The 24,198-nt window shown below is 61.8% G+C and carries 25 protein-coding genes; 22 read left to right on the top strand and 3 right to left on the bottom strand.

Annotated features, from left to right (window positions below; translation table 11 throughout):
- Positions 1-189 precede the first annotated feature (189 nt).
- A complete protein-coding gene (locus JSS95_09505; GenBank protein ID MBS1800047.1) occupies positions 190-2,385 on the top strand; it encodes a GH92 family glycosyl hydrolase in 2,196 nt (731 codons plus the stop codon).
- A 224-nt stretch (positions 2,386-2,609) separates the two neighbouring features.
- On the opposite strand, the gene JSS95_09500 is transcribed toward JSS95_09505, so the two are convergent.
- Positions 2,610-3,662 (bottom strand): linear amide C-N hydrolase, encoded by a 1,053-nt coding sequence (locus JSS95_09500; GenBank protein MBS1800046.1) that lies wholly within the window; start codon positions 3,660-3,662, stop codon positions 2,610-2,612.
- Positions 3,663-3,892: 230 nt separating this feature from the next.
- On the opposite strand from JSS95_09500, the gene JSS95_09495 reads away from it, so the two are divergent.
- The 5 genes from JSS95_09495 (at position 3,893) to JSS95_09475 (ending at position 9,728) form a co-directional block, all read left to right on the top strand.
- Positions 3,893-5,605: an alpha-L-arabinofuranosidase gene (locus JSS95_09495; protein ID MBS1800045.1), complete on the top strand. Its 1,713-nt coding sequence runs from the start codon at positions 3,893-3,895 to the stop codon at positions 5,603-5,605.
- 254 nt (positions 5,606-5,859) lie between these two features.
- The gene (locus JSS95_09490) at positions 5,860-6,561 is read left to right on the top strand and encodes a DUF2461 domain-containing protein (protein ID MBS1800044.1); all 702 of its coding nucleotides are present in this window, start codon (positions 5,860-5,862) and stop codon (positions 6,559-6,561) included.
- Between the two features lie 63 nt (positions 6,562-6,624).
- Entirely contained in the window at positions 6,625-7,158 is a 534-nt protein-coding gene (locus tag JSS95_09485; protein ID MBS1800043.1) for a hypothetical protein, read from the top strand.
- Between the two features lie 98 nt (positions 7,159-7,256).
- Positions 7,257-8,810, top strand: coding sequence for a Gfo/Idh/MocA family oxidoreductase (locus JSS95_09480; GenBank protein ID MBS1800042.1), 1,554 nt, complete (start codon positions 7,257-7,259; stop codon positions 8,808-8,810).
- Positions 8,811-8,852: 42 nt separating this feature from the next.
- A complete protein-coding gene (locus JSS95_09475; GenBank protein ID MBS1800041.1) occupies positions 8,853-9,728 on the top strand; it encodes a GNAT family N-acetyltransferase in 876 nt (291 codons plus the stop codon).
- A 159-nt stretch (positions 9,729-9,887) separates the two neighbouring features.
- Here the strand turns inward: JSS95_09475 and JSS95_09470 are convergent, their stop codons facing one another.
- Positions 9,888-10,268 carry a carboxymuconolactone decarboxylase family protein gene (locus tag JSS95_09470; protein MBS1800040.1) on the bottom strand — a complete coding sequence of 127 codons (381 nt, stop codon included), beginning with the start codon at positions 10,266-10,268 and terminating at the stop codon, positions 9,888-9,890.
- 164 nt (positions 10,269-10,432) lie between these two features.
- On the opposite strand from JSS95_09470, the gene JSS95_09465 reads away from it, so the two are divergent.
- From JSS95_09465 to coaBC, 5 genes are all read left to right on the top strand, one after another.
- Complete coding sequence (locus JSS95_09465; protein MBS1800039.1) at positions 10,433-11,176, top strand: hypothetical protein; 744 nt, start codon at positions 10,433-10,435, stop codon at positions 11,174-11,176.
- Positions 11,177-11,225: 49 nt separating this feature from the next.
- Positions 11,226-12,092, top strand: coding sequence for a TIM barrel protein (locus JSS95_09460; GenBank protein MBS1800038.1), 867 nt, complete (start codon positions 11,226-11,228; stop codon positions 12,090-12,092).
- Between the two features lie 217 nt (positions 12,093-12,309).
- A complete protein-coding gene (locus JSS95_09455; GenBank protein MBS1800037.1) occupies positions 12,310-12,609 on the top strand; it encodes a hypothetical protein in 300 nt (99 codons plus the stop codon).
- Positions 12,610-12,671: 62 nt separating this feature from the next.
- Complete coding sequence (locus JSS95_09450) at positions 12,672-14,096, top strand: beta-lactamase family protein (GenBank protein ID MBS1800036.1); 1,425 nt, start codon at positions 12,672-12,674, stop codon at positions 14,094-14,096.
- Positions 14,097-14,217: 121 nt separating this feature from the next.
- Positions 14,218-15,474, top strand: coding sequence for a bifunctional phosphopantothenoylcysteine decarboxylase/phosphopantothenate--cysteine ligase CoaBC (gene coaBC, locus JSS95_09445; GenBank protein MBS1800035.1), 1,257 nt, complete (start codon positions 14,218-14,220; stop codon positions 15,472-15,474).
- A 145-nt stretch (positions 15,475-15,619) separates the two neighbouring features.
- On the opposite strand, the gene JSS95_09440 is transcribed toward coaBC, so the two are convergent.
- Positions 15,620-16,336, bottom strand: a complete 717-nt coding sequence (locus JSS95_09440) for a helix-turn-helix transcriptional regulator (protein MBS1800034.1) — start codon at positions 16,334-16,336, stop codon at positions 15,620-15,622.
- A 462-nt stretch (positions 16,337-16,798) separates the two neighbouring features.
- On the opposite strand from JSS95_09440, the gene JSS95_09435 reads away from it, so the two are divergent.
- The 11 genes from JSS95_09435 (at position 16,799) to JSS95_09385 (ending at position 24,164) form a co-directional block, all read left to right on the top strand.
- Positions 16,799-17,038 (top strand): hypothetical protein, encoded by a 240-nt coding sequence (locus JSS95_09435; protein ID MBS1800033.1) that lies wholly within the window; start codon positions 16,799-16,801, stop codon positions 17,036-17,038.
- On the top strand, positions 17,035-17,565 hold the full coding sequence (locus JSS95_09430; GenBank protein ID MBS1800032.1) for a hypothetical protein: 531 nt from the start codon (positions 17,035-17,037) through the stop codon (positions 17,563-17,565). The genes JSS95_09435 and JSS95_09430 overlap by 4 nt, the downstream gene beginning before the upstream one ends.
- A gap of 503 nt (positions 17,566-18,068) precedes the next feature.
- Positions 18,069-18,635: a hypothetical protein gene (locus JSS95_09425; protein ID MBS1800031.1), complete on the top strand. Its 567-nt coding sequence runs from the start codon at positions 18,069-18,071 to the stop codon at positions 18,633-18,635.
- 112 nt (positions 18,636-18,747) lie between these two features.
- Positions 18,748-19,098, top strand: coding sequence for a hypothetical protein (locus tag JSS95_09420; protein MBS1800030.1), 351 nt, complete (start codon positions 18,748-18,750; stop codon positions 19,096-19,098).
- 32 nt (positions 19,099-19,130) lie between these two features.
- Positions 19,131-19,505: a hypothetical protein gene (locus JSS95_09415; protein MBS1800029.1), complete on the top strand. Its 375-nt coding sequence runs from the start codon at positions 19,131-19,133 to the stop codon at positions 19,503-19,505.
- Positions 19,506-19,601: 96 nt separating this feature from the next.
- Complete coding sequence (locus JSS95_09410; GenBank protein MBS1800028.1) at positions 19,602-19,892, top strand: hypothetical protein; 291 nt, start codon at positions 19,602-19,604, stop codon at positions 19,890-19,892.
- A 156-nt stretch (positions 19,893-20,048) separates the two neighbouring features.
- Entirely contained in the window at positions 20,049-21,020 is a 972-nt protein-coding gene (locus JSS95_09405) for a hypothetical protein (GenBank protein ID MBS1800027.1), read from the top strand.
- A gap of 338 nt (positions 21,021-21,358) precedes the next feature.
- Positions 21,359-21,982, top strand: coding sequence for a hypothetical protein (locus tag JSS95_09400; GenBank protein ID MBS1800026.1), 624 nt, complete (start codon positions 21,359-21,361; stop codon positions 21,980-21,982).
- 1 nt (position 21,983) lies between these two features.
- Positions 21,984-22,412: a hypothetical protein gene (locus JSS95_09395; GenBank protein MBS1800025.1), complete on the top strand. Its 429-nt coding sequence runs from the start codon at positions 21,984-21,986 to the stop codon at positions 22,410-22,412.
- Positions 22,413-22,755: 343 nt separating this feature from the next.
- Positions 22,756-23,247 carry a hypothetical protein gene (locus tag JSS95_09390; GenBank protein ID MBS1800024.1) on the top strand — a complete coding sequence of 164 codons (492 nt, stop codon included), beginning with the start codon at positions 22,756-22,758 and terminating at the stop codon, positions 23,245-23,247.
- Positions 23,244-24,164: a hypothetical protein gene (locus tag JSS95_09385; GenBank protein MBS1800023.1), complete on the top strand. Its 921-nt coding sequence runs from the start codon at positions 23,244-23,246 to the stop codon at positions 24,162-24,164. Before JSS95_09390 ends, JSS95_09385 begins: the two co-directional genes overlap by 4 nt.
- The last annotated feature ends 34 nt before the right edge of the window (positions 24,165-24,198 follow it).

Genomic DNA, 24,198 nt, shown 5'->3' with positions numbered 1-24,198 from the left:
GCTTGCGCGTCGGGAGATGAGGTCTGCCGCGTGTCGGGTGCCCCAGGTCTCGATTCTGAGACCTGGGTTCGTTCGAGCGAAGCTCGAACCACCTTCCGGGTGCTGCATCTTCTTTCACCGAACAGCGAACCGCCATCTCGCCCCGGGCTATCATTTCACTCGATGAACTTTTTCAAACAAACCTGCGCCATGCTCCCGTTCCTGGTCGCGACCATCGCGTATTGCCAGACTCCCTACGCGCTCATCGATCCGCACATCGGCACCGCCAACGAGGGCCAGACGACTCCCGCCGTCGGCGAGCCCTTCGCCATGACCAACTGGATCCCCGAGGCGCACTCCACCGAGAAGAAGTGCATCGCGCCTTATCTTTATTCCGACACAAAGCTCACCGGCTTTCGCGCCAGCCACTGGATGAGCGGAAGCTGCACGCAGGACTACGGCTCCGTCACGCTGATGCCCACCTTCGGCGACCTGAAGACGCAACCCGACGGCCGCGCCGCGGCCTTCAGTCACGCCGATGAAGTCGCGCAGCCCGCCTTCTACTCCGTGCGTCTTCCCGGCGACAGCGAGACCGTCGAGATGACCGGCGGCGTTCGCGCCGGGATGCTTCGCGTCACCTACTCGAAGGCAGGCAGGGCGAACCTCATCGTCGAACCCAACGCGCGCATGAAAGACGGCTGGGTGAAGGTCGACCTCGCGCACAACGAGATCACCGGCTTCAACCCCGTCTACCGCATCTACCAGGGCAACGGAAAGCCCACCGGCTTCAGCGGCTACTTCGTCATCCAGTTCCGTGACAAGGTCGAGAGCAGCGGCACATGGTGCGATGCAAAGGTAACACCCAACGCCGAGCTGAAAGGCGACGGCAAGTGCGAGCACATGGGCGCGTATCTGCGCTTCAAGCTCGACGCGCCGCGAGCCATCCTCATCAAAGCGGGAACCTCGTTCACCTCGATCGATGCCGCGCGCGCAAACCTTCGCGCGGAGATCCCTGCATGGGACTTCGCCGCGCTTCGCGCAAAGACGACGCGCGTATGGGCCAACGCGCTCGACGCTATCGCCATCGCCGGCGGAACCGCAGCCGAGCGCCACAGCTTCTACACCGCGCTCTATCACGCCATGATGCTCCCGCGCATTGCGAGCGACGCCGACGGCTCCTACCCGCGCTTCGCCGGGAACGGAAAGGTCGAGAAGAAGACCACGCCCGGCCCCTACTATGACGACTTCTCCATGTGGGACATCTACCGCGCGCAACTTCCGCTCATGACGATCCTTCAGCCAACGCGCACCGAGGCGATGATGCAGTCGCTCATCCTCAAGGGCGAGCAGGGCAGCTATCTCCCCATCTTCCCCGCGTGGAGCAGCTACACCTCGGAGATGATCGGCGACCACACCGGTGTCGCCATGACCGACGCCTACATGAAGGGCCTCCGCAACTTCGACCTCGCCAGCGCATGGACGCTGATTCGACGCAACGCCTTCGATACACCACCCTACGACGAGTACAAAGATGGCCTCGGCCGCCGCGCGCTGAAGTCGTACATCAAGTACGGCTACATCCCGCTCGAGGACCCCGTCGCCGAGGCCTTCCATCACGGCGAACAGGTCTCGCGCACGCTCGAGTACGCCTTCGACGACGCTATCATCGCACAACTCGGAGAAGCGCTCGGCCACAAGAACGACGCTGCCACGCTCGCCAAACGCTCCGGCAACTGGAAGAACGTCATCGACCCCGAGACAAAACTTGCGCGCGGACGCCACGAAGACGGCTCATGGATCACTCCCTTCGTCGACGACAAGCACGTCAGCTACATCACAGAATCCAGCGCCTACCAGTACACCTTCTACGTTCCGCAGAATGTGCCCGGACTGATCGCCGCGCTCGGCGGACGCGACAGCTTCATCGCGAAGCTCGACGGACTCTTCGCCAACAACCTCTACGACCCCGGCAACGAGCCCGGCCACCACATCGCTTACCTCTACGACGATGCGGGCGCGGCATGGAAGACGCAGCAGCACATCGCCGAACTCGTCGACGTCTACAACGACACGCCCGCAGGCCTTCCGGGCAACGACGACGCCGGACAGATGTCCGCCTGGTGGATCTTCTCCACGCTAGGTTTCTACCCCGTCACGCCAGGCATTCCTGAGTACTGGATCGGCACGCCGCGCTTCCCTTCAGCAACACTCAACCTTCCCGGAGGAAAGAAGTTCAACATCATCGCAAAGAACGCGAGCGCGAAGAACATCTATATTCAGTCCGCAAAACTAAACGGAGCGCCACTCACCGCGCCGCGCGTGACGCACAAGGCCATCATGCAAGGCGGCACGCTCGAGTTCACCATGGGGCCCAAGCCGAATCGCAGCCTCTTCAGCCAGCACTGAGTTGTTCCTGTGCGTGAAAAAAAATGCCCGCCGCAAACCCCATGAGCGCGGTTGCGGCGAGCGTTGGAGACTACTGCGTCTTTGAAAAGCACCTCGCCTTCCAAAATCGCTATAAAGCCTCCTCTTACGGATCAATCATTTACAAGCAGCTTCACGACTGACGACTGTCCATTTATCGATGTCGCTGTTCATGCGTGGACAAGCCGAGGCGGAACTCGAGCCTTCTACAAACCCAGAAACTTGAAAGCCTTCGCCGGTTGAAAGTCCTTCGCGACATTCCCGGCAAAGGTATTCTTCTGATCTTTCCCGAGGTCCAGCTTCATCACCTTGCCCGACGGTGAAAAGTCGATATCGTTCAGGTTTACCCAGAAGGTATTCGGCGTCAGCGCCGACTCGAAGAAGTAGATCTTCCGCTTCTGGTCTGCCACCGTGCGCCAGCGCGTCGAAGAGATGTTCGGCTCCTCCGGCGTGTTGATCCCATACGGCACCGACACATTGCGAATCACGCTGAAGACGCTGGCCACGGCAGTATCCGGCGTCTCGTCCTTCGGAATCGCGTTGATGTAAAACATGGCGCGAGCGAAGCGGTCTGCCGCGCGGTTCGTTCCCGGCAGAAACACCGTGCCTCCGATGTTCCTCCAGTACTGCTCCAGCGCCAACTGCTCATCAAAGGTCGGCGAGTTCGTCATCACCTGGTACTTGCGGTCATGATGAATCACCTGCTTGCCTTTGACGTACTCCACGATGGCGCTGTCGCCCGTAGCGTCTGATATGGACAGATGCAGCGTTGCCAGTCGCGGCTCTCCCGGAACATTCGCTGTCACTACCGTGAACGGCTCCGCGCCAAGAACATCGACCGCTTCCTGCACCGTGGCGAAATTGTCCAGCACATACTGCGCCCACAGCGAGATCGCCAGCGGAGGCTTGCGTGCAACGTGCGGATCGGGATACTCCGACTCCACCAGCCACAGCAGGTTGGCGACAAGGCCCTTCTCATTCATCCCGTCTGTCGTTGAAATGTCATAGCCGGTGGCAACCACGCTTCCGTACTTCGATGTCCACTTCACCGACTGTGGGCCTGCCTCCCCTGTGCGCTCCATACCTCGCGGAAGCACCCACAGGTTCGTGCCGACATCAACCTTCCAATCCATCGAACGCGCCGTGATCACCGTCCCGTCCGAACCCAGATAAACGGCACGGGTACACGCATCGATCGGTTGTATCAGTGAGAGTACGACACACAAAGCTGCGGCAAGCGAACACTTGGAACCAAGCATAGTCATTCTCCTCGAAAGCTATGGCCCACGGCGCGATTATGACGAAGAAAGCATACTCTCTTTTCTGAGTCACCTCGTCACACCATGAACGCAGGCGCGACACGGCCCCATCCACCACCGCTCGGCATCCATCCGCCACAGCCATTCTGAGCCACAGGCGAAGAATCTCTGTAGTTCCAGTCTCAGCCCCATGTATAACGTTATTATTTTTCGTGGGAGAATAAATTCCAATGACGCCGTCGCGCCGCACCTTCCTCAAGTCTTCCTCTCTTGCCGCCGCAGCCGTTGCGCTCGAAGGCTCGTCGTCGCTCGCGCAATCAGCGCAGGTCGACGCCTACATCGACGTCATGCCCAGCGAGCCCATCGGCACCATCTCGCCCGAGATCTACGGCCACTTCATCGAGCACCTCGGCGGAGTGATCTACGACGGCGTATGGGTCGGCGAAGGCTCGAAGATCGCGAACGTCAACGGCGTCCGCAAAGATTTCATCGACACCATGAAGGCCGCCGAAGCCCCTGTCCTGCGCTGGCCCGGCGGCTGTTTCGCGGATTCTTACGACTGGCGCGACGGCATCGGCCCACGCACGAAGCGTCCCGCACGCACAGGCTTCTGGTCGCAGCAGGACTCGAACGCCTACGGCCTGCACGAGTTCATGCACACCTGCCGCGCCATCGGCGCGAAGCCCTACGTCGCCGCCAATCTTCGCACGCAGCCCGCGCGCGACTTCTACCAGGAGATCGAGTACTGCAACGCTCCCACGGGCGACGTGCCGTCGAACTCCGCCGCACCAGCGTGTCCCAACACACTCGCAGCCGAACGTGCGGACAACGGAGATGCAGCCCCCTTCAACGTCGATCTCTGGGGAGTCGGCAACGAGAGCTGGGGCTGCGGCGGCAACATGACGCCCGAAGAGTACGCCGCGGAGTTCCGCCGCTACACCGCATGGACGCCGAGCTACGGCAAGCAGCCCCTGCGCTTCGTCGCCGTCGGCCCCAATGGCGACGATATCGACTGGACCACGCGCCTCTTCAAGGCGCTCTACGGCAACCCCGAGCGCCGTCATCTCTGGGGGCTGTCGATCCACTACTACACCTCCGGCAGCGCGAAGAAGTTCGCCGCCGGCGACGCCCTCTCCTTCAACGACGACGAGTTCTACGATCTGCTTACGCGTGGCACGCTGATGGACAAGATCATCACCGACCACTGGACCGCGATTGCCACCGCCACACCGAACGCGCTCTCCAACGAGCGATCCTCGGGCTTCAGCGTCAAGCTCGTCGTCGACGAGTGGGGCGCGTGGTACGGCAAGGGCACCGAGCTCGCGCCCGGGTACAACCTCTCACAGCAGTCCACCATGCGCGACGCTCTGCTCACTGGCATCACGCTCGACATCTTCCAGCGCCACGCCGATAAAGTCGGGGCTGCCGCCGTCGCGCAGTCCATCAACTGCCTCCATTCGCTCATGCTGGCGCAAGGCGACAAGTTCTGCGTCACGCCGACCTTCCACGTCTTCAGGATGTACCTGCCGCACAAGGGAGCGCAGTCCGTGCGCGCCGCATTCACCGCGCCTGGCATCGCGAACTCGACTGGCAACACTCCCGCGCAGGTAGGAGGCAACAGCTACATCGGCCAGCTCGCTCCCATGAAGTCGCTCGCCGGACTCTCGGGGTCCGCCTCCATCAAAGGCAAAACGCTCACGCTCACCGTCATCAACCCGCACCTGACGCAGCCGATGACAACCGAGATCGCCGTGCGCGGGGCCTCCGTCACATCGGCGAAGGGAACCGTCCTCGCAGAGAAGGACGTTCACGCGCACAACGATTTCTCCCACCCCGACGCAGTAAAGCCCTCGCCCGTGAACGGACTCAAACCCTCAGGCGGAAAGCTCACGCACAGCTTCCCGCCCGCAAGCGTTACATCGCTCGAGATCACGCTCGCATAAGCGAATGCGGCCGATCTGGATGACCACCCCACTGCGCTTCCCTCTTGCGTTGTCATTCCGACCGGAGCGTAGCGAAGAATCTCAGCATTTTGTTTTGCGCGCCAGAAGAGGAACTACTGAGATTCTTCGCCTGCGGCTCAGAATGACGGCTACATTGGTGGCTGAGAGACAAATTGCCCCGCATCTCGCGAGATATACGTTTCGCAGCGTCCCTGCTGACACAACCTGTCAGCAGGCGCAATTACCATAGCCTCATGGCGACCTCCGCTCCGCACTACACCGCCGAAGCACTCAAGTTCCTCCGCGGCCTCAAACGTAACAACGACCGCGAGTGGTTCAACGCGCGCAAGGCCATCTACGAGCGCGAGGTCAAAGCGCCCACGCAGGCCATCGTCGCCGCCATCAACGAAGCCATGCTCCGCTTCGCGCCTGAGAACGTGCAGCCTCCGCAGAAGGCCACCTTCCGCATCTACCGCGACATCCGCTTCTCCTCTGACAAGCGCCCCTACAAGACCCACCAGGGAGCATGGTGGGCACGCTCCGGCCTCGAAAAAACCTCCGGCGGAGGCTTCTACTTCCACGTCGGCCCCGACGAGGTCGTCGTCGCCGCCGGCGTCTACATGCCCGAGCGCGAACAGCTCCTCGCCATCCGCCGCCACATCGAGGCCAACCACGCCGAGATGCGCACGCTGCTCAAATCCAAAAAACTTACATCCTTATTAAGCGAGTGGAGCGACCACAAACTCACCCGCCTACCCAAGGGCTTCGCCCCCGACTCCCCCGCCGCCGACCTCATCCTCAACCGCCAGTGGGGCTTCTCCGCCAAACTCCCCGCCGACCTCGCCACCAAACCGACACTCATCAAAGAGATCGCCCAACGCTTCGAAGCCGCCGCACCATTAGTAGCCTTCCTCAACCAGCCGTTAGCACCCAAGCCCCGCAAGCCGCTGTTTTGAACAGATGTACAAGCTGTAATAGCTTAAAATTGCTTATTTATTGCAAGCTAATGGGAGGGCATTGTGGGACTTAATTACGAAGGCCTTGATGATGATGTACGGATATTAATGCTTGACGAAATCGAAATGGACATAGCTGCAGATCGACTTTACAAAAGCGATAATCTATCTCCACAGGGAAAAGCGGACTATGCAGGCATTTTGAAGAGCGTATGCGCTGTAAGCACCGATATTGAATTGGCGAATGAGATTAAGCCCCGACTAAATTCACATGAGAAACCTAGAAAACTTCAGAACGGAACCTTCAGTAAACCTCCGATAATGAGGTCTAATGCGCACGAAATGTTGGCGGAAGGTGAATTTAACCGTTTTTATATTCGTGCTATTTGTAGGCATGCGCTTAACAAAGGGCTTACAAAACTTGAGGTTTATAGAGGGAAGCATGTATCTAACCCTCGGCAAGAATCTGAAGCAATGATTGGGAAATTTCTCGATGCTCAGCAATTACTCGATGATCTAAGAGCTAATCCAGGAGTGGATACGGCATTGGGGTTACCTCCTGGGCCAAATTCTGGATTATCAGTGCGAATTCCATAGCCGGGTGCCCCATTCATGGCGTACCGCGACATGATTGGCTCATTCGAGCACAGCGCGAATCGAAAAATTTTGAGCCTGCAATAAAGCATGTGTATCCTGTGCACGTGTCCAAACCAACTGAAAATCTGCCCTCTCTGAAGACCTCTGAGACCGTTGAACCCTCGCGTGTCGACCGCCGTGAATTTATCAAGACCAGCTCTCTCGCTACGGGCGCCCTCGCCTTCGGCGCGCCTGCCTTTTTGCGCGGACAGAATCTCAACAGCAAGCTGAACATCGCCTGCATCGGAATCGGCGGGAAGGGCCGCAGCGACACCGACTCCTGCGCCGGCGAGAACATCGTCGCCTTGTGCGATGTGGATACAGGCTCCGAGGCGTATCAGACGCAGACCAAGAAATATCCCGGCGCGAAGTTCTACAAAGACTACCGCCAGATGCTGGACCAGATGGGCGACCGGATCGACGCGGTGACGGTTTCGACGCCCGACCATATGCACGCCATCATCGCGTCTGCGGCGATGAAGAGGAACAAGGCTGTCTTCTGCCAGAAGCCCCTGACGCAGACGATCTACGAGGCACGCTATCTGCGGGAGATGGCCCACAAGAGAAAGATCGTCACGCAGATGGGCAACCAGGGCAGCGCCTCCGACGGCTTGCGCCGCGCGGTGGAGACGATCCAGGACGGACTCATCGGGCAGGTGCACGAGGTCCACGTCTGGACGAACCGCCCGGTCTGGCCGCAGGCCATGCAGCGTCCCGCAGGAGAAGACCCGGTTCCCGCGACGTTGGATTGGGACATCTGGCTTGGGCCTGCTCCGATGCGGCCTTACAAGAGCGGCAGCAATCCGAAGGCTGGAGTCTACGAGCCGTTCAACTGGCGCGGCTGGCAGGACTTCGGCACCGGCGCGCTGGGCGACATGGCCTGCCACACCGTCAACATGCCGTTTCGCGCGTTGGATCTCGACTACCCAACAGAGATTGAAGCGATGCCCTTCGGCCAGATGAACAAGGAGTCGTATCCCGTCGGCTCGAAGATCCGCTTCGCGTTCCCCAAACGTCAGGGCCGCATTCCTTACGAGCATCCGCATCTCTTCCACCGTTACAAAAAGATCGAGCACGATGCCGTAACCCTGTGGTGGTACGACGGCGGCCAGCCTGCCCCGGCCCTCCGCGGCGGCCATGACCTGACCAACAAGCCGCCGGTCGAACTGACCGCCGACATCGTCGCGATGCTGGGCAAGGTTCCCGATAGCGGTTGTCTGCTGATCGGCGAAGGAGGCACAGTCTTTACCCCGGACGACTACGGAACGAACTTCTTCATCAAGCTCAAGGGCGAAGAAAAATTCATCAACTACCTCACGCACCCGGCCATGGCGCAATATCCGGAGCGCATTCCGCGCAACCGTCATGCCGGGACGGGTGTTGTTGCCCATGCGCAGGAATGGCTCGCTGCCATCAAAGAGAACAAGCCCGAGATGTGCTACTCGCGTTTCGACATCGCTGCGCGCCTCACGGAGATCATGCTGCTCGGTTGCGTCTCCTTGCGTGTCGGCCAGAAGATCGAATGGGACGGGCCAAAGATGGTCGCAAAGAACTGCCCTCAGGCAGCGCCATTCATCCGGCGGCAGAACCGCTCCGGCTGGTCTCTCTCCTGATGATCTATCCCCAACAACCTCTCTCGCACGAAAGAGATCGACATGCCATCGACATCACAGTCTGAAGTCATCATCCGAACCGCCACGCCAGAGGACATCGCCGCCTGCGGGCAGATCTGCTACGACGCCTTCTCTACGATTAACGCCGCCCACAACTTCCCCTGCGATCTTCCCGGAGTAGAGGCGGCCACCGGGCTGCTCTCGATGATGTTCTCCACTCCGGGCTTCTATGGCGTGGTGGCCGAACGCGACGGCCGCATCGTGGGCAGCAACGTCCTCGCCGAGCAGGCGATCATACAGGGTGTCGGCCCCATCACCATCGACCCCAGGCAACAGAACACCGGCGTCGGCCGCAAGCTCATGCAGGCCGTAATGGAGCGCGCACACAGCAACGGTGCCGCAGGCGTGCGCCTCGTCCAGGCCGCGTTTCACAATCGCTCTCTCTCGCTCTACACCTCGCTCGGCTTCGACATCCGCGAGCCGCTCTCCTGCCTGCAAGGGCAGACGCGCGAGCGCAGCATCCACGGATGCGCCGTTCGCAGCGCCACTCCCGCAGACGAGGCAGCGTGTAATGCGCTCTCGCGGCGCGTTCACGGATTCGATCGCGCCCTCGAGCTGTCGCACGCCATCCAGCAGGGCACTGCCCGCGTCGTCGAACGCGGAGGCCAGGTGACCGGCTACACCACGATTCTCGGCTTCTTTGGCCACTCCACCACCGAGACAAACATCGACATGCAGGCCCTCATCACCTCGGTCGACTCCTTCGCCGGCCCCGGCATCCTTGTGCCGTCGCGCAACAGCGCTCTGCTGCGCTGGTGCCTCGCCAACGGCCTCCGCGTCGTTCAGCCGATGACGCTGATGAGCACGGGACTCTACAACGATCCCGCCGGAGCGTGGTTGCCGTCCATTCTCTTCTGAAGCCGGGGCGGATGACCCATTCATGCTGCTTCACCGCGATGGGGGTCCCCAGTCGGCTTGCTGGTTCGGGCAGATGAGAAAGCAGTCGCGCGGAATCCCGGGTCTCCTGGCGAGCTCGCTCGGGGTGAACGTGCAGACCCTTCCTTTCACCCACTGTCATCACTCCCATGGCTCACGATCCAGCGCGTGCGAATCCTGCTCCAGATTTTTCTGTGCCTTATCGAATAGCTTCATGGTGAGCAGCCCATGTCCCACTGCTCCACCGGCACGGAGCGCCGCTGCCATGAACACCGTCTCCGCGATCTCTTCGCGCGTCGCTCCGGCCTTGGCCGCATTCCGTGTATGCGAATCCAGGCAGTACGCGCACTGCGTCGTCAACGCAACCGCCAGGGCAATAAGCTCACGATACTTCGCCGGGATCGCACCGTCGGCGCGCTCCGTAACCGACTTCAGCTTGAAGAACGCCTCCGCCTCCGCAGGCGCGGAAGCAATCAACTCCTTGGCAAAACGCATGTCATCGGGACTCTGGTACTCAGCCATTGCAGGGGGACCTCGCTCACAGACTAAAGAGCAACTGCATAAGCAGCAAGTACACACACAACCCTTGGACAACCCGGTCTAAACTACCGGTGACTGCCGCTCCCTGGACTAAACTGGCAATGACGACCGACCCGGGACCTCTCCGGGACAGTTGAGGACCATCCATGCAGCAGCCCCTGCCTACCGGAGTCCCCCCTCTCACCGCGCCCCGCTTCTATGTCACCGGACGCCAGCCGCTCAACCCGGGAGCCATCCTGCTAGCGATCGTTGCCGCCAGCATCGCGCTCTCCGCCGTCCTTTACGCGCTGCGCCAAAACGGACATACGCATCTCGCCTCTGCGAATCCCAGCGCCGACCGCTCCCCCAACGCCACCTCCGCATCCACGCCGGACGACGACAACGACCCCAACCAGATCGACACCATCGTCCTCGGCGACCCCGCCGACGCCCCTGTCCCCGCCAAGCGCGGCGACCACGTCAGCCCTGTCCACCCCTTCGTCATCGTTCACCTGTCCCGCTTCGGCGAGCAGGTGGGCCTCATCCCCGACTCGCCCGCCGGCCACCTGCTCTACAACTGGCTCGCGGCCTTCAACCACGCAAGCTACCCTGAGCTCGCCAACGCTCTGCCCAACGAAGAGCTAAGCGAAGCCGCCGCCGCGCAGATGGAGCTACGCCGCGAGACCGGCGGCTTCAACCTGCTCTCCGCCAAAGAAGTCTCCCCCGACATCCTCGTCTTCCGCCTCCGCGACCAGACCCCCGAGGCGAACGAAGTCCTCGGCACGCTACAAGTGCGCGCGAACTCGAACCCTGCCGCGATCGCCACCTTCAGCCTCCGCGCTGTCCCCCAAGCCCGCAAGGCAGCCGCCAAAACCGACACAACCGCTCCCACAGTGCGCCCTCCACAATGACCGCAATTCCTCTATGCTTATCTGACCTTCCTTTGGAGATCACGACCCCATGATGAACCGCAGGACCTTCCTTCAAACCGGCACGGCTGCCCTTGCCGCAGCTCGCTCGCGCAGCCTCTTCGCCGACCCTCTCGGCCTGCCCATCGGCTGCCAGACCTATCCCGTGCGCAAGCAGATCGCCACTGACTTTCCCGGAACCATGAAGTCGCTCAGCGCCGCCGGCTTCACCAACATCGAGCTCTGTTCGCCCTACGGCTACAAGGACTTCAACGGCCTCCAGCAGTACAAGCCGCAGGAGCTGCGCAACATGCTCCACGACTGGGGCATCACCTGCATCTCCGCCCACTGGGCGCCGAAGGAGCTCTTCGAAAAAGCCGACGAGAGCATCGCCTACGCCCACGACTTCGGCATGACGCAGATGGCCGTCGCCGCACTCGGCCCCTTCAACTACAAGGGCACCGAGACTGCCGACGACGTCAAACGCTACGTCGAGCCCTTCAACGTCTTCGCAGAGAAGGCCCACGCCGCAGGCATCACCGCGCTGCTGCACAACGAGGGCTTTGTCTCCGCACGCATCGACGGCAAGCCGGTGTACGACATGATGATCGCCGAGCTGAATCCCGCAACCACGAAGCTCCAGTTCCAGGTCTCCAGCCTACAGGTGGGCTACGACCCGGTCGCTTACTTCCACAAGTACGCCGGCCGCTTCCTCTCCATGCACTGCCAGGACTGGGTGAAGGACGCCTCCACCAAATCCGGCTTCCGCCAGGTCCCGCTGGGCAAGGGCGTCGTCGACTGGAAGGCCGTCTTCGCCGCCGCCAAAGTCGGCGGCATCCAGAACTACTTCGTCGAGTTAGAGGAAGATCCCACACTGATGCCGCCCAGCGTGCCCTACCTCAAGAGCCTCAAAGTCTAGACACACCAGGGCAGACACAACACCGGGTGCCCCATTCATGCGGCTTCATCGCATGAGTGGGCATTCGCGCAGAGCATCATCTGGACCTGCACGCACCGCAAGTCGCGGTACACCAGAACTAAACACCTGCTCCCTCCGTTTTTGTCACAAAACGTTCGCACCGCCAGCCGCAACGCGGTAAAGTAGAGCCGTCGCTCCGCTGCTCCCCAAGGCCCCTATGTACCGTCTCCCCGTTTTTACCGCTCTGTCGCTGGCTGCCCTCTCCCTCACCGCTCTGGCCTCCGGTCCCGGCGCGAAGACAAAGAAGCACCGCCCGCAGCGCGCCACCTACTCCGCCGTAAATCCCTTCGCCACGCCGGACCCTTTCACCAGCGCACTCAAGGCATCTACCTCCACGACCGCCAATAAGCCCGCGCAGGCCGACCCGCTGGCGCCCAGCACCTCAAATCCGTACCTGAACCTCGACCCCAAGCCCGCCTCCAGCACACACAGCTCTCGCAGCCAGTCCAAAAACTAGACCGCCCGGCGCCACATTGCAGCAGTAGCGCCGCCCTTCTCCCTGAAGGTATAACCTTCGATATGCTTTCTCAGCGACTTCGCCTCTGCGCCGGTTTCGTCCTGCTCTGCTCGCCATGTGCTCTTGTTGCCCAGCAGACCTCGCTGCCTGCCGAGACCCAGGCCCAGCTTGCCGGCGCGATCAAAGGCGTGCTGGCCGAGACGGGGACGCCCAGCGCCGAGGTCGGCATCGTCCAGGAGGGCAAGGTCGTCTACACGGCCGCCTTCGGCGATGCCCGAATCGCCTCCGCCGGAAAGCACGCTGTCGCAGCCACGCCCGAGATGCCCTACGGCATCGGCTCGATCTCGAAGCAGTTCACCGCGGTCGCCGTCATGCTCCTGGTCGAGCGCGGCAAGCTCAAGCTCGACGACCCCGTCAGTACCTGGTTTCCGGAGCTGGCGCACTCCAGCGAGATCACCCTGCGCAATCTGCTCAACCAGGTCAGCGGCTACGAAGACTACTACACCGAGGACTACCTTCTCCCCGAGCTGGCTCAGCCCACCGACAGCTACGCCCTCGTCAAGCGCTGGACCAGCCATCCCCTGAACTTCGCTCCCGGAACCCAGTGGCAGTACAGCAACACCAACTACGTGCTGGCTGGACTGATCGTACAAAAGGCATCCGGCGAGCCCTTCTTCCATTTCCTCGAAGAGAACGTTCTGCGGCCGGCAGGGCTGACCGGCGTCGTGAATCTCGACGCCGAGCGGCCGTCGTTGCCCGCGGGATACCAGCGCTTCGGCTTCGGACCGCCCCGGCAGGTGCAGGGCGAGGCCCAGGGAACGCTCTCCGGCGCGGGCCAGTTGGCAATGCCCATCGCCCAGCTGATGAAGTGGGACACCGCCGTGATGCACCGGCAGCTCATCCTGAAGCCGTCAAGCTGGCAGGTGCTCCAGTCGGAGGTGGCGCTACCCGATGGCTCAGGCTCGGGGTACGGCATGGGATTTTTTCTTGAGTCGAAGAACGGCCGCCGCGTCATCGAGCACTCGGGCGGGCTGAGCGGCTTTACCTCCCTCAACCAGCTCTATCCGGATTCCGGCAGCGCGATCGCGGTCCTCACCAACTGCGACACCGCCTATGCGGCGCTGGTCGCAGCGATCGAAAAAATTATCTTCGCCCCCCGGCCAGGCGCCGCGGTGGCCCACGACTCCGCCCTCGAAGACCTCCTCAAAAAAACCGTCTCCCAGATCGAGGCTGGCAAGCTGGACCCCGCGCTTATCGCGCCCAACCTCCTCTACATGTTCACCCCGCAGGTGCTCGCGGACTACCGCGACAGCCTCAAACCATTCGGCGAGATCACCGCGCTCGAACCCCTGCACCGCCACGAGCGCGGAGGCATGTACGGCTTCGCCTACAAGGCAACCGGAAACTCCGGGCAGGTGCTGCGCATGAGCGGCTACGTCACAAAGGACGGAAAGCTGGACCAACTGATGCTTGCCAGAATGAAGTGATGGTCCATAAGCCCTTTGTTTCAAATTCCTTGCGTGGTGACAACGCGCGGTCCCCCTGCACGGATTAGATAGCCACGCCCTCTAGCCCGGAAAAGCGTTATATATAGATGGGGGCAGGAGCATGAGCGCCGAGAAGGTCAAAGTCGCCGTCGCCGTCACCGGAGGCATCGCCGCCTATAAGGCGGTCGAAGTCGTGCGCCAGCTTCAGGATGCGGGCTTCGACCCGCACGTCGTCATGACGCGCGCCGCCGAGGAGTTCGTCCGCCCGCTCACCTTCTCCGCCATTACGGGCCACAAGGTCATTACTTCGCTCTGGGGAGAGGACGCCGGAGCATCCGGCGGAGACCTTTCAGGAATCGAACACATCAACGAAGCGCAGACCACCGCCGCGCTCATCGTCGTTCCCGCCACAGCCGACATCCTCGCGAAGTTCGCCAACGGCATCGCCGACGACTTTCTCTCGACGATGTACCTCGCCACCAACGCGCCGGTCATCGTCGCTCCGGCGATGAACGTGGTGATGTGGCAGCATCCGGCGGTGCAGTTCAACCTCGCCACGCTTCGCGCGCGCGGGGTCCGCATCGTCGAGCCCGGCTCGGGTTATCTTGCCTGCGGCATGGTGGGCGGCGGACGTCTCGCCGAAGAGTCCATCATCGTCGCCGCTGTCGCTGAAGCGCTCTCGAACGCGCCGTCGCACACCGCTGCAAACGATCTCGCGGGAGAGACCGTCCTCGTCACCGCGGGCGGAACCCGCGAGCCAATCGACCCAGTACGCTTCATCGGCAACCGCTCCAGCGGAAAGATGGGCTTCGCCCTCGCCGCCGACGCCGCGCGGCGTGGGGCGCGCGTCATCGTCGTCAGCGCTCCGACATCGCTCGCGGCGCCAGAGGCCTGTAAGGTCGTCTCCGTCACCACCGCCGAAGAGATGCGCGCCGCCACCTTGCAGCACCTGCCCGAGGCGAGCATCGTCATCATGGCCGCCGCAGTCAGCGACTATCGCGTGGCCGAGGTCGCTCCGCAGAAGCTGAAGCGCAACGGCGCACGCACGCTGAAGCTCGAGCCCACCGCCGACATCCTCCACGAGCTGGTCGAGCGGCGCAAGCCCGGCGCGCTCGTCATCGGCTTCGCCGCCGAGACAGAAGACGTGCTGGCCAACGGCCGCGCGAAGCTGGCCCGCAAGGGAGTCGACGCACTGGTGGTCAACGATGTCTCCGGCACTACGACCGGCTTCGACTCCGACCGCAACGCCGGGGCCTTCCTCACACCGGAGGCAGCGGTCGAGCTACCGGAGAGCACGAAGGCGCAGATGGCCGCGCGGATTCTGGACGAGGTCACACATCTCCGCCTCGCAAGCCGCCAGCACCTCTCCACTCGCTAGCGGTTTTGTCGTTCCGCAACAAAATTGGGTACCCCATTCATGCGGTCTTCATCGGATGAGTGGAATGCTCGAACCGCCTCGCTTAAGGGCTTCAGTCGTGCCCTTAACAAGGCATCTGCTTCAACGTGATGCAATCTTCAATACCTCAAACCTCCGCCACCACCAGACAAACCCGCCCGACCACATAGTCCGCGGGACTCTCCCCCTCCCTCAGCCCGATCAACTGCACCGGAAACTCCCTGAGAAACGGCCGCAGGATCAGGTGCCGCTCGTCGAAGTCCACATACCGTAGCAGCAGCATCGACCCCGACCGCACCGCATAGATATTCGGCTGGTTGGCGCGGTAAGGCGCAAGCGAGTTCCAGTGCCGGTCGATAACGGCTAAGGCACCGGTGGCAAGCACGGGAGCCATCGCCGCGGCCTGCTGCGCATCCACCCGCACCGCGACGAACCTCTCCCACTGCGTTCGCCGGAGAGCGGGCTTCACGCGATTCTCCCTGAGCCGCGCCGCGATTACCGGCACCGTCTCAATCACCTCGCTGGAGGCAATCTGCGAGTCGTCGATCGCCGCCGACGGCGAGACGATCGGAACATCCTCCACCAGATCTTCCGCGGCCACCTCCTCCGGCGCCCCCGCCGCAGCCAGGTCCAGCGGAAGGATCTGCTCGATCGTCAGGTTCTGCGCCTCCATCACCTTGTCGAGACCGTCGAGCGAGAGCGCGCGCTTGCGATTTAAGAAGTTCGAGACATGCGCCTGCTGAAACCCGGCCTTCTGCGCCAGGCGGCTTTGCGTCACCACGCCGCGCTCGATACGCCGCACCAGTTCCGATCGAAGAAGCTCGTGAAGGTCCTGAAAGTTCATTGTTTTAAGCTCCTTGCTTGTCCGTATATGCTTTATGCAAGACGAATATTAGGCGAATAATTATCTATTTGCAATAAATATGATGCGAAAACTCCTGAAAAAGCTGGATATACCTCACAAATTTGACTGAGGAAATCTTCCTGTTGACAGGATATTTGTTGAAAGCTATAACCGTGACACTTCCTTCCAACGTTTCTCTGCGGAGACACCCCGTTCTGCGGCGCAAAGGACTTCCCGGCGCCGCGGAACGGCTCCCGGTCTCCGGCAGAGGTGTGGAGGGGTGCAGTTGACTTTATCCCAAAGGGTCTCGCCAGACACGCAGAAAACCACAACCGGGCACTGACCGCCGTGCGAACGTTTCCCCATTCAGGAGCGCGCAGGCGGAAGCGCTCCCTCACCACCCGGCACGAGTCGTTCCGACCGCTGACCATCGAGACTCGCCGGGAGAAACTGGGCCTCCCAATGACGGACATGAACTATTTTCGATTGGACCTGAAGGTATGTGAAGGCTGCGGCACATTATGGCTCCGCAGACAAACCGCCGTCGGCTTGACCACCGAAGGCGTCTACTGCCGGCAGTGCATCGCCCGGCTGGTCGACTTTCCCGCTCCCCGCGGCAGGCATGCGGGCGGACGCAGGCCACGGCTTGCGCGCGCCGCACACTGCCGTCAGACCGCAGCACCTGCAGGAGGTGCGCGATGAGTGCAGCTCTTGCCATCCTCCCCGTCGTCTGGGCCACTGCCGCTCCCAGTCGTAAACCGAAGAAGAAGTTGAAACCGAAGAAGGTCAAGCCCGTCGTCCCCGAGTTTGCCTTCTACCGCAAGTACACCGAGGCGCTTCTCCGGCGTTACCTCAAGCTCTCGATGGAGTCGGGCCGCGCGCCTTCGCTCCTCGGACGCGAGATGTTTCGCGGCCACGTCACCCACTACAAGGTCGAGTGCTTCGACGACGCCGTCAACTTCGTTCTCGACGTCTCGCGCTGTCTCGATCTGCTCGACCGCACCGAGGTCTTCCTCATCAACCGCATCGCCATTCAGCAGTACACGCAGCTTGAAGTCGCGTTGATGATCGACCTCCCCATCCGCAGCGTCGTGCGCCGCTACGAAAGGACGCTCGACGTTCTTACCCAACTGTTTCTCGATCGCAGACTGATGGAACCGCTGAAGCCCCTGAAATGCTGTCAAGATGTGGAAAACCGGAAATGGCCTGTATCGTCTTGCAATGCTTGAAGTTATTTCTGTCTTGAAAAGTGCCGATTAGTTTCGCGCCGCTTGCTATTCTGGAAAGGTAATCGAGAAATGAGACGGGAGAGCGCCAATGGGCTGCTCTCCCGTTCTGCTTTAAGCCCGCAAACGCTCGCATCATCACAAAATCGGGTGCCCCATATCTGGCGCAGCTTCATCGCGTCAGATGTGGGTTTGCAGGATGTCTGCGCGCCATTCACCAACACCATAATTTGTCATCCTGAGCGAAGCGCAGCGTAGTCGAAGAGCCTGCCCTGAGCTTGTCGGAAGGGACCTGCATTTTCGCTCTCCCTTCGGAAAGAATCCATGGGCACAAAAAAATGCAGGTCCTTCGACTTCGCGGCCAGGCCGCTCCGCTCAGGATGACAAAAAGTGGGAATGGGAGCGTCTTCAGCCGCCGAGATCAAGACACACACAACCAAACCACCGACCGGAGGAAACCCATGCACCAGACACCGCGCCATCGCTGCACCACAACCGCCGCCCCTATGGAGCTTCACGCGATGGCCGTCGAGTTCCCCGTCGTCCACGGCCACCCCAACCGCCTGCCCTTTGAAGGTGTCCTCACCCTCGTCGACACTCCCAGCGACAAGGCCCCCAACGGCTCACGCGGCCACCGCGTCATCCTCACCCGCGCCGCTGCCGAAGCTGCGCTGCCATCGCTGCTCGGCATGGCGGTCGACTACAAGGCCGGGTGGGACGGCCACGACGCGCGCCAGAAGTGCGGCATCATCACCTCCGCTGAGATCGTCGACAACCGCATCGAGGTCGCAGGCTATCTCTACGCCCGCGACTTCCCCGAGATGGAAGACAAGATTCAGTCCTCCACGACACGCATGGGAATGAGCTACGAGCTCGCCGACGCGCACGTCGCCGATATGCGAGCGTCCATCTGGACGCTCACCCAGGCCACCTTCACCGGGGCTGCCATCCTGCTGCGCGACAAGGCCGCCTACCGCCGCACCAGCTTCACGCTCACCCGCAGCCACGCAGGTCGTCGCAAAGGCAGCCCTGCGCAACGATCAGCGCTGCATCAGCCAAATGTTCGTTTGTGAGTCAGGAACCCCCTGAACCCAATGAAGCTCATGCGGTCTGGAACGTCCAGTAACCTCCAGAGACCCGAACCGGCCCGATGAGCATGAACCTGTTGTTCCGTCGGAAGTAACGATGAGATCGATAGCCCAGTCTTCATCGGGGCCGCTCCAGCTTCCGGTTCCGGAAAGAGTGCATGTGCCCGTCGTTGAGTGGACGGGCAGATCGCCAACGCGCATCGACCCATCGCTCTTCAGCTCAAGTACGGCATTGGCGGCGTCTTTGACGACATGGCCATGCCGCTCCGACACGACGTACCTGCCGGCCATATTCTTCTGCGACGGTGGATCGTATGAGCGGTTCCTCGCGAAGAACCAAAGCAGCAGCAAGACCGGAACCCACAGAAGCAGCCACCAGTTGGATACGCACCTGCCGAATAAGCGCATGACCTGGAGTTTAGTTCGCTTCTCTACCGCTTCAACATGAAAAGCAGAAATCTGTCAGAAAGGAAACAACAAATGTCTTTCATCAGCATCCTCGAAGCCATCGGCAAGGGCTTCGAGAAGGGCCTCAAGTGGGCCGTCACCTACGCCGTGCCTGTCGAACGTCTCGCCGCGCTGCTCTTTCCCTCAACCGCGCCCGTCGCCAACGAGATCGCCGACGCCACCACGCTTATCCAGAACGCGGTGCTGCTCGTCGAGCAGAAGTACGCCGCCAGCGGAGCGCAGTCGGGCACCGGAGCACAAAAGCTGGCCGAGGTCCTCGTCCTCACCGAGCAGGCCGTCACCGCGCTGCTGGCCAAGGCGAACATAACCGCCGACACCGGCTACATCGCGAACATCGTCTCCGCCGTCGTGGCCATTCTGAACGTGCAGGCCGCCGCAAAGGCTTAACGGGAAGTCGCAAGATCGGGTGCCCCATGTCTCGATTCTGAGACATGGGTTCATTCGAGCGTCAGCTCGAACCGCTTTTCAAACGAAAGGAACAACATGGAAATCCAGATGGAGATCAACGCGGCTGAGACCACCTTTGAAGTACGTCTCGCCGCAGTGGAAGCCACACTCGCAGAGTTGCAGTCCGCAATGGCAACAAACGTATCCGCATCGGTTACAAATACACGCAAGACGCTGCCAGCAAGCATGGCAACGCTGCTGAGCAAGCAGGGCGTGGCAGTCGAATCGCTTGAGGCGGGTTCGCTCGACAACGCGCTGGCAAGTCTGTCGATCGAGCAGCGCATCGCCGTGAAGGCCCAGCTTCTGCGCAACGGCCTCCTCAGCTAAGACAGAGGGCGACCTTGAGGAATTGTCATCCTGAGCGGAGGCGCGCAGCGCCATAGTCGAAGGACCCGCATTTCGCCCATACCCCACGTAGATCGAACCGTTTTCACACACAAAGGCGCGGCCAAAAGCTGCGCCTTCTCCATTGAAAGGAACACCATGAACGCGAACTTCACCGAGATCCACGCCGCAGCCGACTTCCTCGGGCCCGGAGCCATCGAGGTCCCCGCCTATCAGTCTGAGATCACCGATCTCGTGCAGCGGCGCGGCATCTTCGGCCGCCGCATCAAGCAGGTGCCCGCCACCGGCCACCCCTCGCGCTTTTTTGAAGAGACGGCGATCCCCTCGCCCTCTGCCTCCTCTGGCTTCGTCGACCCGCGCAACATCGTCGCTCCTCTCGTCGCGCCGACCCGCGTCGAGCGCAGCGTTCCGTTGAAGGCGCTGGTTGCGCAGATCAACTACAACCTCTTCGACATGGAGCTGGGCCAGCAGCAGTCGCAGTTCGCCTACCTGCAAGCGAAGGACTTGACCGACACCGTCGACGGCGTTCTGCGCACACACGACATCGCGCTGTGGAACGGCACTGACACCTCGCTGAGTTCGCCGACGACGGCGCAGTACTATGGCGCGGGCCAGCAGATCGCAGCCGGCGGCAACACCACCACCATCGGCACCACGGGGTCTATCGTCGACGGCCTCAAGTCCACCGTCGCGCAGATGCTGGCGAACACCTCCTACGGCGTGCGCCCCACCGCGATCTACGCCAATCCCGTGCTGCTCGACCTGATCGACCGCGAGATGAAGAACGAGTTCAACGTCGTGCTCGGAACTAGGGAGATCACCTCAGGCTTCACCGTCAAGATGCTCTCCACGCAGGCTGGCGATCTCCCGCTCATCCCCGAGTGGACGCTGCCCTACACCGGCACGCCCGGCTCCGGCTCGGCCGTGCTGCCCGCCTACATCGTCACCGAAGACATGATCGAGTACCACTGGCTCTCCGACCCGAACCCGCGCATCTTCCAGCTCGGCGTCCCCGGCTCGCTCGCCTCGCAGTACGTCGTGGTGAAGTTCGGCGGGCTCGTCGTGAAGGGCGCCAGCTATGCGCACTACCAGGTGCTGGTCAACCGGTAAAAGCAGGGAATAGGAGACAGGAGCGGGTAGAAGCCCTCCCACCTACCTCAAAAATTGTCATCCTGAGCGAGCCGAAGGCGAGTCGAAGGACCTGCATTCTTTCTGCCTTACCGAATTCGTTACCGGGAAAGCAAAATACGGATCCTTCGACTCCGCTGCGCTCCGCTCAGGATGACAAAGTGGAAATCCCGGGTGCCCCACATCTCGATTTTGAGATGTGGGTTTATTCGAGCTTCAGATCGAACCATGCGGGCCAAACCAGCCTGTATCCCCAAAACGGAGCAGCCACAAATATGTGCCTGCCTCCATTGCTTTTACGAAAGAGGAGGCGATCGCCAGTGCCCTATCTATCCCCAACCGAATACGTCCAGTACGGTCTCAGCGCCGAGACCGCCGATAGCTGGATCGCCGCGGCCTCGGCGCTGATCGACGCGCACTGCCGCCGCACTTCGCTCGCCGTCACGCAGTATGTCGAGAACGTGCGTCTCACGGCAGGATCGCAGAGCATCCGCCTGAGCAACCGCCCGCTTGCTGCCGCCGCTGGCTCCGACTCTCCTCTCGTCCAGGTCCGCGTCCGTTACGGCCGTCCGCGACGCGGCGAGCTCAACGATCCCTTCTTCGCGCACGTTGCCTGGGCCTTCAGCCTGCCCGGCAGTTGGAGCATCCTCGACATCACCGCCGTCGACGTCAACCTCTCTGCCGGCGAGATCACGCTGCCCGTAAACATCTTCGGCATGTGCGCCAACGAAGTCGAGATCATCTACACCGCGGGCTGCACCGAGATTCCCGCTGCGATCAAGATCGCCTGCGCACAGATCGTGAAGAACGCGCAGGCCACGCCCGCGCTCAACGTCAAGAGCAATCGCGTCGACACGCTGCAGGTGGACTACTTCGCCGGCGTGCTCGTCGATGCCGAGGTGCAGACGCTGCTTCGCCCCTATGTGTCAGAGAGGCTGGGCTGACATGATCGACTCGCAACGCAACGCCGAAGCCGCGCGCCGCGCGCTCGATACCCTGCTGCGCAACGCGCGCCCGCGCAGTGTGATGCTGCGCACACCCGCGCCAGCCATCGCAGGCGACAACACGGAGCAACTCGGCCTCGCCACGCCGCAGTTTCAGGACATCGAGCTGACGCCCGCCGTCTTCCGTACCGCATCAGACAGACCCGCAAAGAACGGCGCGCGGCAGCGCGAGCTGCTGCTTTCGGCAACCACCATTGAAGCGCTCACCGGCTCCGGCAGCTTCGCCGCCGCCGATGCGCTGTTTGCGACGGCCTTCGGCATCCTGGTCGACGATACGCTGCTCGCAATTCTCTCCGTTGAGGAGATCGAGGCAGGAGGAACCGTCTGCGGCTACCGGCTCACGCTCAGCGAAGCAACAAAGAACATCTGAGCCGGATGCCCCATCCTTCGAGCACGGGCCTCGGGCAGCTTATTGGCTAAGGCAGTAAGCGAGGGGCGGGATGAACCACCACGAAACTTTGTCATCCTGAGCGAGCCGAAGGCGAGTCGAAGGACCTGTATTTTTGCTTCCCCTGATTGTTCGGCCGAATGCAGGTCCTTCAACTGCGCGGCTACGCCGCTCCGCTCAGGATGACAAGAGTCGAGACGCAGTGAAGGGTGCGGGAACACCCCCTCGCTTTCATGGCACAAAAAAACTACTGAGATTGTTCGCTTCGCTCAGTATGGCGAGCGAACCGTAGCTCCGCACACGCAACCGAAAGGGTTACAAATCGATGCAGAACGCTAAAGACACTTTCTACATCACGCTCCGCGACCGCATCGCTGCGGTCAATCCCGCGCGAACCGTGGCCGTGCGGGGGCAGTCGCGGCCGGCAGTGCTGGTTGAAGAGAATGAGTTTTCCTCCAGCTTCGACCACGACGACACCTTCGTCCTGCGCTGGACGAACACCGGAATCGACGCGCAGCAAAGCCCGCTGCCGCTGGCCGCCCTGCGCTGTGAGATCCGCTACGCCACCGGGGGCAACTCCGGCAACGGCGGCATGGACCGCGGCCGCCTGCTCTCCGCCATGGACTCCGAGCTTACAGCCGCGCTCAACGCAGCGCCGCAGCACGCAGCAAAGATGAACTACGCGAACCAGGCGCCCATGCAGACAAACATCTTCTGGAGCGATGTGACCTTCGCGCCGTCACAGACCAGCGGCGCGCGCCTGGGCCGCATCGCCACGGTCGATGTCTTCAGCTACCAGGAAGCAGGAGAGCGATGAGCGCAAATACGACTCCCACCACCCGCCGCGTTCGCGCCTACTTCGCCCCGGTTGACCGCGCATCCGGCACTCCGGCTGCGTTCGATAGCGCGCAGAACGGACGCTTCGCGCTCGACACTCCGCCCGCGCCGTGGATCGATCTCGGCTGGTGCGCCAACTTCCGCCGCAGCAACGCAGAAGGCGCAAAGACCGGCATCGTTCCGCTGCGGACAGGCGCGCCCGCGCTGGCCTCCACGCAGGTACGGGCGGAGGCCGACGCGACGGTCGAGCTTCAGTTCTCCACCTGGGGCAAGGTCCAGCTTGCGCTTAGCTGCGGAACGCAACAGCTCAACCTGCTCGCCTCGACCACGGCAACAGCGCTGCAACCCGGCTCGACCGCCGGCTCCATCAATATGGGCAGCGCGGCCTCGCAGTTCAGCTCCGGCGATTTTATTGTTGTCGATGCCGACTACACCGGCCAGACCGGCTTCATCGGCAGCGGCATCAGCGGGGCCTATGTGCGCGATGCAGCAGACGCGGGAGGCGACATTAACTTTGTCCGTCGCATCTCATTGAACGTTGCCCGCATCGCCTCGGTCGATACGGCCGGAGGAACGTTGCAGCTTGAAGCGCCGCTGCCCGCGGGCGTTCCCGCAACTGGCATGAAGCTCAGCCGCGTGGCGGGCTTCGTCGACCGCGAGGGCTCCAGCTTCTTCCAGGAGTGGTCGGCCCTCTTCGTCATGGAAGGCGAGCAGGGCGACCGCATCCTCTTTTACTACCCGCGCCTGCAGGCCATGCACGGGGCCGCGGAGACCGCCGGGACGCTCGCCGGGACGCTCGAGCAGATACGCCTCGCAGGGGCCTTTCGCGCCCTGGTTACACGCGACGCCACCGACGGCGAGAGCGTGCTCTGCTATCGCAGCTATCTGCCCGCTTAGCGCAATCACTGAAATTTTCGACCTCTCAAACAGA

This window comes from Acidobacteriota bacterium (assembly GCA_018268895.1).
In the GTDB taxonomy this organism is placed as follows: Bacteria; Acidobacteriota; Terriglobia; order Terriglobales; family Acidobacteriaceae; genus Edaphobacter.
The sequence above is the reverse complement of the archived record's forward strand: the minus strand, read 5'-3'. Positions and strand labels throughout refer to the sequence as shown.